The 12,729-nt window shown below is 51.9% G+C and carries 12 protein-coding genes; 2 read left to right on the top strand and 10 right to left on the bottom strand.

Annotated elements, in window-relative coordinates; all coding sequences use genetic code 11:
- Positions 1-417: 417 nt before the first annotated feature.
- Together L1F29_RS09725 and L1F29_RS09720 are read right to left on the bottom strand one after the other, a co-directional pair.
- Positions 418-1,341, bottom strand: a complete 924-nt coding sequence (locus tag L1F29_RS09725) for a tyrosine-type recombinase/integrase (protein ID WP_258388121.1) — start codon at positions 1,339-1,341, stop codon at positions 418-420.
- Between the two features lie 145 nt (positions 1,342-1,486).
- Entirely contained in the window at positions 1,487-1,948 is a 462-nt protein-coding gene (locus L1F29_RS09720; protein WP_258388120.1) for an N-acetyltransferase, read from the bottom strand.
- Between the two features lie 163 nt (positions 1,949-2,111).
- Here L1F29_RS09720 and L1F29_RS09715 point away from each other — a divergent pair, with 163 nt between their 5' ends.
- Positions 2,112-2,684 (top strand): DUF1572 family protein, encoded by a 573-nt coding sequence (locus tag L1F29_RS09715; protein WP_373876488.1) that lies wholly within the window; start codon positions 2,112-2,114, stop codon positions 2,682-2,684.
- A gap of 95 nt (positions 2,685-2,779) precedes the next feature.
- Here the strand turns inward: L1F29_RS09715 and hemW are convergent, their stop codons facing one another.
- The 5 genes from hemW to gpr form a co-directional block, all read right to left on the bottom strand.
- The gene (hemW, locus tag L1F29_RS09710) at positions 2,780-3,952 is read right to left on the bottom strand and encodes a radical SAM family heme chaperone HemW (protein ID WP_258388119.1); all 1,173 of its coding nucleotides are present in this window, start codon (positions 3,950-3,952) and stop codon (positions 2,780-2,782) included.
- A 275-nt stretch (positions 3,953-4,227) separates the two neighbouring features.
- Complete coding sequence (lepA, locus tag L1F29_RS09705; RefSeq protein WP_258388118.1) at positions 4,228-6,045, bottom strand: translation elongation factor 4; 1,818 nt, start codon at positions 6,043-6,045, stop codon at positions 4,228-4,230.
- A gap of 67 nt (positions 6,046-6,112) precedes the next feature.
- Positions 6,113-6,592, bottom strand: a complete 480-nt coding sequence (locus L1F29_RS09700; protein ID WP_258388117.1) for a hypothetical protein — start codon at positions 6,590-6,592, stop codon at positions 6,113-6,115.
- A gap of 41 nt (positions 6,593-6,633) precedes the next feature.
- Positions 6,634-7,917 (bottom strand): stage II sporulation protein P, encoded by a 1,284-nt coding sequence (gene spoIIP, locus L1F29_RS09695; protein WP_258388116.1) that lies wholly within the window; start codon positions 7,915-7,917, stop codon positions 6,634-6,636.
- A gap of 168 nt (positions 7,918-8,085) precedes the next feature.
- Entirely contained in the window at positions 8,086-9,099 is a 1,014-nt protein-coding gene (gene gpr / locus L1F29_RS09690) for a GPR endopeptidase (RefSeq protein WP_258388115.1), read from the bottom strand.
- A 187-nt stretch (positions 9,100-9,286) separates the two neighbouring features.
- On the opposite strand from gpr, the gene rpsT reads away from it, so the two are divergent.
- Positions 9,287-9,559, top strand: coding sequence for a 30S ribosomal protein S20 (gene rpsT, locus L1F29_RS09685; RefSeq protein WP_258388114.1), 273 nt, complete (start codon positions 9,287-9,289; stop codon positions 9,557-9,559).
- A gap of 100 nt (positions 9,560-9,659) precedes the next feature.
- On the opposite strand, the gene holA is transcribed toward rpsT, so the two are convergent.
- The 3 genes from holA to L1F29_RS09670 all read right to left on the bottom strand — a co-directional run bounded on the left by holA (position 9,660) and on the right by L1F29_RS09670 (position 12,627).
- The gene (holA, locus tag L1F29_RS09680) at positions 9,660-10,691 is read right to left on the bottom strand and encodes a DNA polymerase III subunit delta (protein ID WP_258388113.1); all 1,032 of its coding nucleotides are present in this window, start codon (positions 10,689-10,691) and stop codon (positions 9,660-9,662) included.
- A 272-nt stretch (positions 10,692-10,963) separates the two neighbouring features.
- Positions 10,964-12,082 (bottom strand): anti-sigma factor, encoded by a 1,119-nt coding sequence (locus L1F29_RS09675; RefSeq protein ID WP_258388112.1) that lies wholly within the window; start codon positions 12,080-12,082, stop codon positions 10,964-10,966.
- A complete protein-coding gene (locus tag L1F29_RS09670) occupies positions 12,079-12,627 on the bottom strand; it encodes an RNA polymerase sigma factor (protein ID WP_258388111.1) in 549 nt (182 codons plus the stop codon). The genes L1F29_RS09675 and L1F29_RS09670 overlap by 4 nt, the downstream gene beginning before the upstream one ends.
- Positions 12,628-12,729: the final 102 nt, after the last annotated feature.

Below are 12,729 nucleotides of genomic sequence, written 5' to 3'. Positions count from 1 at the left end.
GAATTGGTTAAATGTTTGAGGCGTTTATGAACCTACTTAATAACCCCATCTACGAGAATCCCTGTACTATATTTCCAATTCATGTGTGCAATTCGAATATGTATTGTCTAGGTATATATTACCATGTACAACAGTGCAGAGGAAGTAGAATAAAGCCGCGGATAAAATGAACCATCTAAGTTGATGATTTGCTTTATATGAGGCTTTATATACAAAAGAAAAACCCTCATATATTAAGGGTTTGATGAGATACAGCATTATGACACTCTTGTTATTGCTTGCACAGCACATATGGCGTAATAAGCTCATATTGCCCTCTACAATGGATCAGATATAGTACCAACATCATTGTGTGATAAGTCCTGTACGCCTTAAATGGCTTCCTACGCGTCTTAGGAGGTCTGTTAGGAGTCATCACTAAAGTTGTATGTCATTCAACGGGTTATATAAATCATTTTGCGACTTAAGAGCCGTACCCCAAATGCTCAAATATTTTTGAGTCATAGCAAGATTACTATGTCGTAACATTTTTTGAAGTGAAAATATATCCATTCCAGCCATTAGGCAACGATGTGCAAATGTATGTCTAAATGTATGTGCTGATAGTCTAACATCGCTAAAATTCATTGCAACCTTCAGCCTTTGGAACATTGATTTTACACCTTCAACTGTCATCTGCTTATTAGTAGTCTCACTTGGGAAGACATATTCGCTGAGCTTCCCGAAGTATTGTTCAGAGAACGCCTTATACTCTGCTAACTCCTTGGCAAGTTTGTTTGTAATGGGGATAGAGGATTGCTCCCGTTTCTTTCCCCACACAGTCACCACTTGAGTTTTAAAGTTAATATCATTCCACTTTAAATTAACCAATTCCCCTAAGCGAATACCTGTCCCAAGTAAAAAGATAACAATGCTGTAGTCCCGGTAGTATCTAAATGTACGTCCTCGATTTCTGACACGTCGAAAATAATTGAGCATCTGATTGATTTGATAATCGGTGAACGCCTCAATCTTAATGTCTTCTCGTACATAGGACAGTTTGCGGATCGGACTCTTCTTCGCATCAATAATCTCTTCATTTTCTAGATAATTGAAGAAGATCTTAATTCGTCGGAACTTGCCATTACGTGTGGTTGCGTTATTACCTCTTTCTTTCTGGCAATGAAGTAAGTACGATTTAATCAGCGTTGAACTAACATCATCTACATCAACAACTTCCTGCGCTGCACAAAATGCCTGAAACTCATTAAGTGTCGTAGCATAGGTCTCAATAGTTTGATCACTAAGATTGTTATACTCCTTCTCCGCCAAATAATCCTTTATAGCAAATTTTAATAACAAAAAGACCACTCCTCATTTAAGGATTGTGCCCTAATGATATAGTGATCAAGTCTGCAGATAGCAGTTTTAGTGTAACGACTATACTGTTTTAACGAAAAACCCAGTATCTATGCGGGTTTCAAAAACCAACTCGACGATTGTCAAGTCAGTTCAGCATTTTGAGCACCGCTATTTCGTCGCAGCATTCCTGCTTCGGACAGTTGACGCAGTCGGTCCAGACCTTCTCGGGGAAAATCTCCTTGTCCACGACCGCGAAGCCGTTCTTCTTGAAAAATGTAACCTCGTACGTTAACGCCATCACCTTCAGAATTTGCTGCTCTTTGGCCATTTCTATTAGAAAGTCGACGAGCTTGCTGCCGATCCCAAGCCCCTTATAGCCGTCGGAAATGCCGAGCGAACGGATTTCGACGAGATCCGTTCCCAGCTTGCATAGCGATCCGCAGCCTACGACCTCATTATTTACTTCCGCAACAACGAACGTATCGATTTGGCGTTCCAGAGCGTGACGCGAGCGCGGCAGCATAATTCCTTTCTCTGCATAACCTTGTATTAGTGTATATAATATTTCGACGTCTTCCAGCGTCGCACTTCTGCATACCGCCTGCATCTTACCCTCGCCTCCACCTAGATGTAACCAACCATTATTATTGTATAAATATACATCAGGACGCATGAGTACACAAGTGGTTTTTATCACGGCGATAGAAACATTTGACTTTCCCGCCAGGTGACAGTCGCGGTATGATTTACATATAAAGGAGCGTGATACTATGACGAGTACATATGAAGCTGGAATGGAACAAAATCTTGCCGAGCACGTCCTCACGTTATCGCTGCAAGACTTCCGCGGCCAGAAGAAGCTCGGCGACAAGGCGCTTAAGCAGCTGCCTGAGGAAGGCTATTATTACGTACCGGAGCCGGAGTCGAACAGCATCGCCATTATCGTGAACCATCTATATGGCAACATGCTGTCGCGATGGACCGACTTTCTGACGAGCGACGGCGAGAAGCCCACCCGGAACCGGGATGGGGAATTCAGCCATGACAACGCCACCAGCAAAGAGCTGCTCCGGCGTTGGGAAGAGGGCTGGGGCGCCTTGTTCACCGCGCTGGAAGGGCTGACGCCTGTCGACCTGCTGCGCACGGTTTCGATTCGCGGAGAAGCCCATACCGTGATTCAAGCGATTCATAGGCAAATTTCCCATTATGGCTATCATGTCGGTCAGCTGGTCTATGTCGCCAAGGCATTCCGGTCTGCTGAATGGCAGACGCTCAGTATCCCTAAAGGCGGATCGGCTTCCTTCAATAACAAGATGCTCGATAAACATGAACCGAATCAATAATACACGTGCCATGCGGTTTCAAACGCATATACCAAAACAAGCGACCGAAGCCGGCCGCTTGTTTGCATTCATGGACATCTATTAAATCATCGTGATTAATCGGCAGCTATACTAATAAATGCGCCGAAAACCTCGTTGCCGAGCGGGATCCCTTTGTCCGATAATTTATAGCCGCCATCAATCCCGTCGCCTCCGGTGCGTTCGAGCAGCCCTTCATCGAGAAGCTTACGCAGCTGCTCTCCGAACCGGTCCTCCATGAGTCGGCCGCCGAACTGGGCTGCGTAGTCCTTATTGGTGACGCCGCGGAGCAGTCGAAGGCCTACCATCATGAAATCCTCCATCGCCTCTTCTTCCGTTACGGTCGAGGTTTCCAAACGCGGAAGGCCGGCAAGCGCTGCTTCCATATATGGCTTAATTCCTTTGACGTTAATATGCCGCTGATCCTTCGCATAGCCATGCGCTCCAGCTCCAACCCCATAATAGGACTCATTCCGCCAGTAAGTTGTATTATGGCGGCTCTCGAAGCCCGGCTTGGCGAAGTTGCTTATTTCATAATGGACATAACCGGCCGCTTTCAGCCGGTCAATGAGCAGCATGTACATGGCAAGCTCGTCATCCTCCGGCGGAAGCGTAAGCTCGTTGCGTTCATACAGAACGTGGAACAGCGTATTCTCCTCCACCTTCAATCCATAAAGGGAATAATGCGGAAGGTCCAGCGCCAGGGCGCGGCTCACGCTGTCGGACAGCGTCTCGACGGACTGTCCCGGCAAACCGAACATTAAATCGATCGATAAATTATCGAACCCGACATGACGCGCATTCTCGATGCTGCGGTACACGTCATCCACGTTATGGATCCGGCCGATTCGCTCCAGCAAGGCATTATCGAAGGACTGTACGCCGAAGCTGATCCGGTTTACGCCCCCCGCCCGCATGGCCGCAAGCTTATCTACGTCGGTTGTCCCCGGATTCGCTTCCATCGAAAACTCCGCTTCAGGCGCAATGGGGAAATGCCGTTTGACCGATTGCAGAAAACGTTCCATCTGCGGCGGAGTCAGCACCGTCGGCGTACCTCCGCCGACAAATACGGTGCGAATTTCATCCGCCGGCATGGCAGCGGCGGTCATCGCCATCTCCCGCTCCAAGGCGTCCAAATATTCATCGACCGGCTGGCCTTTCAGCACATAGGAGTTGAAGTCGCAATAGTGACATTTGTTGGTGCAGAATGGAATGTGTATATATAACGCACGGGGCGCATGATGCAGCATAACAACTTACCTCTTTTCACAAGATGAAACGGCGGACGCCCTTCGCGGCGAAATGAGTTTCTTCTCTTCTTGAAATATAAGCAAAGCTTCACGTAACTTAACCATTATTGAAGAAGTAACGCCTCCCGCCATACTTGGCGCCGCAGCCGTTTCTTCCCTAAGTCCTTATCGAAATAAGCATGCCTCTAAAATGTTTATTTTCGATAAGGTTGAGAAAAGGGTCACGTGACGTGACCCTTTTCGCCTTCGTATCCGGCATGGAGCGGATAGTAACATTAATCCTCGTCGATTTTCAGCACCGCCATGAATGCTTCCTGCGGCACCTCGACGTTACCGACCTGCTTCATCCGCTTCTTGCCTTCCTTCTGCTTCTCAAGCAGCTTCCGCTTCCGGGAGATATCGCCGCCGTAGCATTTGGCCAATACGTTCTTGCGCATCGCCTTGACCGTCTCGCGGGCGATAATCTTCGTGCCGATCGAGGCCTGAACAGGCACCTCGAACATCTGCCGCGGAATCAATTCCTTCAGCTTCTCGCAGATGATCCGTCCGCGTTGATACGCACGGTCGCGATGGACGATGACGGACAGCGCATCGACCTGCTCGTTGTTGAGCATAACGTCCAGCTTCACCAGCTTCGACTGGCGGTAGCCCGTCAATTCATAGTCGAAGGAGGCATAGCCCTTCGTGCTCGACTTCAGCTGATCGAAGAAGTCATAGACGATCTCGGATAACGGAACCTCGTACGTAATCGTAACGCGGTTCGTGTCCAAATATTCCATGTTGACGAACTCGCCGCGTTTGCCCTGGCAGAGCTCCATAATGGCGCCGACATAATCATTCGGCACGATAATGGACGCTTTAACATAGGGCTCTTCGACGAATTCGATTTTGCCGACCTCCGGGTAGTTGGAAGGGTTATCGATCTCGATCATATCCCCGTTCGTAAGCGTCACGCGGTAAATAACGCTCGGCGCGGTCGTAATAAGCGGAATGTTGAATTCCCGTTCGATCCGCTCTTGTATAATTTCCATATGCAGCAGGCCGAGAAAACCGCAGCGGAAGCCGAAGCCAAGCGCCGTCGATGTCTCCGGCTCATAACTCAGCGATGCGTCGTTAAGCTCCAGCTTCTCCAACGCTTCGCGCAAATCGTTATAATCCTGCGTCTCGATCGGATACAGCCCGCAGAATACCATCGGATTGCTCTTCCGGTAGCCGGGGAGCGGCTCGAGGGCCGGTTTCTTCGCATACGTTACCGTATCCCCGACTCGCGTATCCTTCACGTTCTTAATGCCGGCCACGATGAACCCGACATCTCCGACGGAGAGCTCGTCAATGATGGCCATCCGCGGCAGGAACGCCCCGACCTCGATGACCTCCGCCTCGGCAGCGGTTGCCATGAAGCGAATCTTATCGCCGGCTTTAATGCTGCCGTCCACAACGCGCACATAGACGATGACGCCTTTGTATGCATCGTAATGCGAGTCGAAGATCAGCGCCTTCAGCGGTTGATCCGGATCGCCGGTCGGCGAAGGCATCTTCGTGACGACCTGCTCCAATATTTCCTTGATGCCGATGCCCGCCTTGGCCGAAGCCAAGACGGCATCGCTTGCATCCAATCCGATAACGTCTTCGATCTCCTGCTTGACCCGTTCAGGCTCCGCGCTGGGCAGATCGATCTTGTTAACGACAGGTACGATCTCCAGATTGTTGTCCAGCGCCAGATAGACGTTCGCCAGCGTCTGCGCTTCGATGCCCTGGGCAGCATCCACGACCAGCAGCGCTCCCTCGCATGCCGCAAGGCTGCGCGACACCTCGTACGTAAAGTCGACGTGTCCGGGCGTGTCAATCAAATTCAAAATATACTCTACGCCGTCGTCCGCTTTATAGGCGAGCCGGACGGCCTGCAGCTTAATCGTGATGCCGCGTTCGCGTTCCAAATCCATTTTGTCGAGTACCTGCGCCTGCATCTCCCTCGAGGAAAGAGCGCCGGTGTACTCCAAGATCCGGTCCGCTAAAGTCGATTTGCCATGATCGATATGGGCAATAATTGAAAAATTTCGGATTTTCTTTTGTCGGTCACGTACGTCCGCCATGCTTAACCCCCACATAGTGCTCAATTGCCAGTCATTCCACTTATTATATCAGTTTGGGGGTTGACCATCAATCCGTAACCGATTCGAAGAAGGAAACAACGAAACGGATGCCTTGGCTCGACAGCGATTGAAGGACGCCTGCCGTCCCATCCGCCAGCTTGTTCACGGTCGAATCCTCCCTCATATCCGGTATGCCGGGCAGCCTGTCGTTATCCAGCTCCTTATCGTAGGCTTCCTCATCGGCGCCATGCCGGTCCCGCAGCTTGGCCGCTTCCTCGACGCTGCGTGCGGATCGGTTCGTCTTCAGATCCCGCTCCTCCGGAAGGAGATCGCCATTATAATACTCATCGTCGTACAAGCCCGATTCGACACGGCTCCGGCCCTGTCCGGCATCGTCATATGTGAGACGGCCGACCGTCGATTCAGTCCCTTTATCCATCGGTCCGTATATCCGTTCCACTCCGTTCGACGCGAGATCGATGCCGAACATAACCACAAGCACGACCATTCCTCCGACAAATGCCCATTTCATAGATTGACGGCGCATACGTTTGCTCCTCCTTCCGGGATAACCCGTTTCTTCGATTATTAACTCGCCACCGGCTCGCTAACCTTCTCCGCGTCCCAATATAGATCGGCAATCACTTTGGCCAGCGCATCGATCGTCCGGTACGATTCCTCCAGCGTATTATCCACACCGCCGATTTCGATCAGGATGCTGTCCGGCGCAAGCGATTGGTTGTATTCCCCGTTGCCGCTGGCGGTCGTCTTGCCTAGAATCCCTTTCGACAGACCCGGATACTTCTTCTCCAGCGCGTCGTGAATGCTGCTTGCAAACTTCTCGTTTTTCCGCCAATTCGGATTCGCTTGGCCTACTACAAAGTAGACACGGGCATACGACTTGCCCTCGATCGTGATGGTCGTATTCTTCTTTCGAAGCGAATCGCGGTGCAGATCGAAGAAAAACTTCAGCCGATCGTTCGAAGCCATCGCTTCCTTGACCGTATTTTTCGAATATTTATAGGATAGCGCCCAATTGTATTTTTTTATCGCGGTCGGATAATCGGTCGAAGAGGTCGTCGCTCCGACTCCCTCCTCCTCCAGCTTCAGCTTCAGCCGTTTGCCGAGCAGGGTGATGTTCTTCGTCGAAGAGGTAGGATCCTTCGCGCTGCTCTTCAGTTCAGGAAACCACGATTCCCGGTTATGAGAGTGATAGATAAAAACCACTTTATCCTTGCCCGTCGTCGGCTTTGCGGCTGTATCCGGCTTTGCCGGGTTATCGGCAGGCGGAGTAGAAGGCGGCGAGGCAGGCGGTGCCGCCGAACCTTCGTCATCCGTGCTTCGATCTTCTCCTGCGCCGGGATCCGGCCGCCCCGACCCGTCCGAACTTGGACCGGACTGGTCTTCATTCTGGGTGGCCGCACCTATTGGGCCATGATCCCCGGGCTCGACAAACTCCTCCGCCACGGAGCCTGGACGCAGAAGCACCGTATCTTCCGTTTTCAAACCGGGATATTCCCCCGCAAGCAAGCTCTTCGGATCATCCGGATTGATATCGGTCAGCAGACGAACGAGGAATGCGCCCACTTGCTTGCCGGAAATCGATGTCTCCCGCTCGCTGCTGCCGCTGCCTGGCATCTCCATTGCAAGCATATCCGAGAACAGCCCGCCCGAAACGTTGGCCGCGAACCCTTTCATCGAAGAAACGGGCGAGGAAGCAGCTTTCTGCTGCACAATCGCACCAACGCCTATGACGATAACCATAATCATGGATCCTAGCGACAACAACGCGAACATACGGCCCGTTACTAGCAGCTTGCGCAGATTCCGGCTCCCTTTAGCCAAGTTCCATGTCACGACAACCTGTTTCATACCTTTCGTTCCCCCTAACCATAAGCGTTCGCCAATACTTAGCTACTACTAACCTATGGGACAGAACGAATTCATAGAACAACATATTTGATAGAAAACTAGATTCTGCTCCGGAAGCACACAAAAAAGCTGCACCCCGGGTGCAGCAGTCCATGCATGGCATCGATCTTAATGTGTATACGCAGACACATTCGAAGTATCGACCGCATCGTGCAAGCCTGCGTTCAAGCCGCTCGCAATAATGTTGGCGATGTCCTCGATAAACTGGTCGATTTCCTTCGGAGTGACCAGAAGATCGTAACCGAGCGGCCCCAAAGCTTCGCGAACAAGCTGCAGACGATCCTTGTCTTCCATCTTGTTGATCAGCCCGAAGATCTGATCCGTATTGCCATTCTGCGCTTGAACGTGGCTTCGCATCAGCTCGATCGTATTGTTGACGATGGTAGAAGCATACACGACTGTCGGAACGCCGATCGCGATGACGGGGATGCCCATGATCTCCTTCGTGAGCCCTCGGCGTTTGTTGCCGATCCCCGAACCGGGATGTATGCCGGTATCCGCAATTTGAATCGTCGTGTTCACCCGTTCGAGCGCCTTGGAGGCAAGGGCGTCGATGGCGATGATGACTTCCGGCTTTGCCCGGTCCACGATTCCCTGTACAATTTCACTGGACTCGATCCCGGTGATGCCCAGAACGCCGGGAGCGACGGCACTAACGCTGCGATAGCCCGGCGACACCTGATCCGGCATCAGCTCGAAGAAATGCCGAGTCACCATTACGTTCTCCACAACCAGCGGACCGAGCGCATCGGGCGTAACGTTCCAGTTGCCGAGTCCGACGATGAGGACATTCGCCTTCTTGCCGACTCCGATACGGTCCAAGAAGGACTCGAACTCCTGTGCCAGCTTGGTCGCGACACGGTCCTGCAGCCCCGTGTCCAGCTTTCGCAGATCCGGCACCTCGAAGGTCACGTAATGGCCGGGCATCTTGCCTAGCGCCCGCGCGCCTTCCTCATTCTGAACCTGAAGGCGAGTAATCTTAATGCCTTCTTCGTCCGATACCTCCGAGAGGACGCCAGGAATCGGTCCATTACCCCCGGATTCCGCCAGCTCCTTCGCTTCCAGCGCCAAATCGATTCCTGCCGAAAACTGCTGCAAATCAAGTTCATCACGTTCATTCATTCGCAAGGGCGCTCCTTCCATATCGTTTGGCGTTAGTTTGCGGAAGCATCCGTTGATTTATGCGGAGATCCTTTTCCTGCGCGCAGTGGAGTGACGATGAGCTATTGCAATTTGGGCATTCACGTGATAAAATATTTCAAGTTGTGTTGTTACAATGGGGTTTTTCCTTTTACGGGAGGTGAATGCAATGCCAAACATTAAATCCGCTGTGAAACGCGTTAAAACGATTGAAAAGCGTCGCGCTCTGAACGCTTCGCAAAAATCCGCGCTCCGTTCGGCCGTTAAAGCTGCTGACCAAGCTGTGGTTGCAACTGATGTTGATGCTGCTAAAGCAGCTCTGATCGTAGCAACGAAGAAGCTGGACAAAGCGGTTACGAAAGGCCTTATTCATAAGAATGCGGCTGCTCGCAAAAAGTCTCGTCTAGCGAAAAAGCTGAATGCTCTTTCGGCTCAAGCCTAATGACATAAAAGTCCTGTTCACCGCCAAGCGGATGACAGGACTTTTTTTGATGCCTTTTGACTGCTGTGTCTGTGTCAATTTTAATGCTCTCCAGTATCGATTACGAAGCGGCCAGAGACAGAAGGAATAGCTCCAGCCCGAGCGTCTTATCAATTTGACCGGTTTTCATCCGGTAATCGAGTTCGGCAACCCGGTCCAGATGCCCCCCTAGTGCCGCGACGGTAAATTTGCGCGCCTTCTCGGCCGCCAGTTTGACTGCGTAAGGATGCAGGCCGATCTGTCCAGCCATCTGCTGCGGCGAATACCGGTGCTGCTCCAGCTCCTTCACCTGCAGCATAATGCGCAGCTGACGGGCGATCAACGCCGTAATCTTGATCGGCTCCTCACGGCGCAGCAGCAGCTCGTTGTACAGCTTCAGTGCCCGCTCCACCTGCAGCGAGGCCATTGCGTCGATGAGCGCGAAGACGTCTTCTTCGACCGTTGTCGCAATCAGCTTGTCGACGGTCAGCTCGCCGATCGTCCCGCCCTGCCCGGCGTGCAGGCAGAGCTTATCGACCTCTAGCGCAAGCTGCTGCATGCTTGTGCCCGTTCTTGTCAGCAGCATCTCGGCTGCTTCCCGCCTAAGCGTCCGACCCTGCTCCTCAGCCCTCTTGATCGTCCACAGCAGCAGCTCGTTCTCCGTCAGCTCCTGAAAGGCGAGCAGCGCATGGCGCTCCTTAAGCAGCTTGACCGCCTTGCGGCGTTCGTCCAGCTTCTCCGCGTAAACGAGAAAAACGATAACGCTGCTCTCGCACGGCTCTTGCAGATAGGCTAGCAGCTGGTCGGTCTGATGGTCGATCTTGCCGCCTTCTTTGCCCCCTAAAGCCGCCGCCAGCACCGACTGGTCGCGAATGATGACCAGCTTCGAGGAAGCGAAGAACGGCAGCGTTTCCGCTTCGGCTATGGCTTCTCCGATCGGGGACTCGGCCATGTCAAACTTGACGACGCCGAGCTCCTGCTCCTCCGCCGGCAGCAGCTTGTCCGTCAATTCGGCGACAAATTGCTTCATCCGGTACCGATCTTTCCCATATAGCACGTAGACAGGCCGAAATTGCCCTGCTTTCCATTCCTTCATCGCGTCTTTGATTTCCATCCGCAGCTCTCCTAAATCCATGTTTCATCTATCATACCATGCGCAGCGCCACTTACACACGCATTCAAGCAGCGGAGCCTTGAAACGCAACAAAGGGATGAAGCCATTGCGCTTCATCCCTCTGTCCCTAAACATCTATATAAACATCCGCAAGCAGACAGTCCATGGTACTATCTGCGGATGATCATACGACGTAAAGGCATCGCCCTTTGACGCTTTCCGATACATCACTATACGCAATTATCCCCTTATGTGTGACTGAAGATAAATAATTAAGGGTTGATAACGTGCGAAGTGCCCGCCTCAGGATCAACCACAAACTTCTGCACGCTGCCGTCTTTAGACTGCGCTTCATAGGTCAGCGTCTTGCTGTCGGCTGCCCATTCGATCGCTCCGAGCTCGCCGGAATCGGACTCGCTTCGGAACAGAAGCCCATTATCCGCGGCCTGATACACGCTCAGCACATTCTGGGAAATGACAGCCTTATAGTTCCCGTTCGGGGACAAATTCTCCTCTACCGGTCTCTTGGTGCCCAAAATCCCTTTATGGTTGGCGTCTTCCGCTTCATCAATCTGATTGATATCCGCTATACCTTTGTCATCCGGAGATCCCGCGGAGGAATCCTCTCCATTCTGATTCGTGATCTCATGACTATAGTTCGGCGAGTTCCCTTTGCCCTTGCCCTCGTTGGGCTCGGATTCCTTCTTCGCGTCCTGATTCTCCGGCACGTAATACGTACCCGACTTGATCTTGTCGCTGCCGTCTCGCTCGCTGCTGCTGTCTGGATCGGCTAGACTTCTAGACCGGGACTGCTGCGCTCCGTCCGACTCTTCCGCGCCAAGTTCCTCTGAGGACATCGTTTCGACCTCGTTGTTTCCCTTCTGCTCACTGCCATTGTTCGATGACTGCTTCTGCATGGCCGGTTCCCCGCCGGCATCCGTTGCCGCTATTTCTGCACTGTCCGCCGCACTGTTCAAGCTGTTGGCCGTTTTCTCCGCACCGTCCGGCTGGTAGGTTACTAGAAACAGGCCTACGACGACACCGGCTGCGATAACGCCGCCGAATGCGCGTAGCGAGAACCGATCCTTCCAGCGCTTGACGGGTACGATCGGCTTCGCTTGCTGACGCGCCTTCTCACCGGCGGCAGCAGCATGGGCGGCTTCGACAGCAGGCAGCTCCGGCAGACGAGGCAGGATCGCGTCGACAATGCTGTATGGCGGCGTAACCTTCGGCAAATTCTCCAATCCGGCGGAAAGCAGCTGCAGACGCTCGAACATCGCCGCGCACTGCTGGCAATGCCTCGTATGACTTATCAAGGCTTCGCTTTCCCGCTCGTCGAGATCGCCGTCCAGCTGTCTTTGCATATATTCCATCCCCTCTTGACAATTCATCCTCGGACACCACCTTTCTGATAGTCATGTAGGTACGTTTGAAGCTGCTGCCGCGCCCGGAATAAATAAGACTTTACGGTGTTGAGCGGCAAATCAAGAGAATCCGCAATCTCGTTATACGAGAAATCTTGCAAATACCGCAATACAACGACAGCGCGATGATGTTCAGGTAACTTATCGATTGCCTTCCGGATATCTTGAACGGCATATGCGGAAAGCACTTCCTCCTCGACGGTATGGGAGTCCCTGAACACCATTTCATGCTCATCAATGGAAACCGTCGGCTTGTTGCGCCGGAATTTATCGATACAGATGTTCGTTACGATTCGTTGAACCCATGTTTTAAACTGCGCCTTCTCTTCGTAGGATCCGATTTTGGTATAAATGCGGATTAGCGCCTCCTGCGCGGCATCCAATGCATCTTGTTCGTTATTAAGTATATAGTAGGCTGTCCGGTAAACATGATTTTCAATCTCACGCAATAGAGAAATCAGAGCGTCGCCGTCGCCCGCTTGTGCGGCTTTGATTAGGCCGGGCTCCACCACGGAGGATCCCCCTCTCTTGCAACCTTTCAGACGGAAAGGATGGCAATAATGTTGCACACATAGGTAAAAAGTCTTTAAAATATTTTTAGGTTTGTAATCTTG

This window comes from Paenibacillus spongiae (assembly GCF_024734895.1).
Taxonomy (GTDB): domain Bacteria; phylum Bacillota; class Bacilli; order Paenibacillales; family Paenibacillaceae; genus Paenibacillus_Z; species Paenibacillus_Z spongiae.
Note: the sequence above shows the minus strand (reverse complement) of the source record. Positions and strands in the feature narration are given on the sequence as shown.

Coding starts and splice junctions, on each gene's coding strand:
- L1F29_RS09720 (WP_258388120.1), bottom strand. CDS start 1,948: ATGCAGGCGGTATGCAGAAGTGCGACGCTGGAAGACGTCGAAATATTA.
- L1F29_RS09715 (WP_373876488.1), top strand. CDS start 2,112: ATGACGAGTACATATGAAGCTGGAATGGAACAAAATCTTGCCGAGCAC.
- hemW (WP_258388119.1), bottom strand. CDS start 3,952: ATGCTGCATCATGCGCCCCGTGCGTTATATATACACATTCCATTCTGC.
- lepA (WP_258388118.1), bottom strand. CDS start 6,045: ATGGCGGACGTACGTGACCGACAAAAGAAAATCCGAAATTTTTCAATT.
- L1F29_RS09700 (WP_258388117.1), bottom strand. CDS start 6,592: ATGCGCCGTCAATCTATGAAATGGGCATTTGTCGGAGGAATGGTCGTG.
- spoIIP (WP_258388116.1), bottom strand. CDS start 7,917: ATGAAACAGGTTGTCGTGACATGGAACTTGGCTAAAGGGAGCCGGAAT.
- gpr (WP_258388115.1), bottom strand. CDS start 9,099: ATGAATGAACGTGATGAACTTGATTTGCAGCAGTTTTCGGCAGGAATC.
- rpsT (WP_258388114.1), top strand. CDS start 9,287: ATGCCAAACATTAAATCCGCTGTGAAACGCGTTAAAACGATTGAAAAG.
- holA (WP_258388113.1), bottom strand. CDS start 10,691: ATGGAAATCAAAGACGCGATGAAGGAATGGAAAGCAGGGCAATTTCGG.
- L1F29_RS09675 (WP_258388112.1), bottom strand. CDS start 12,082: ATGAATTGTCAAGAGGGGATGGAATATATGCAAAGACAGCTGGACGGC.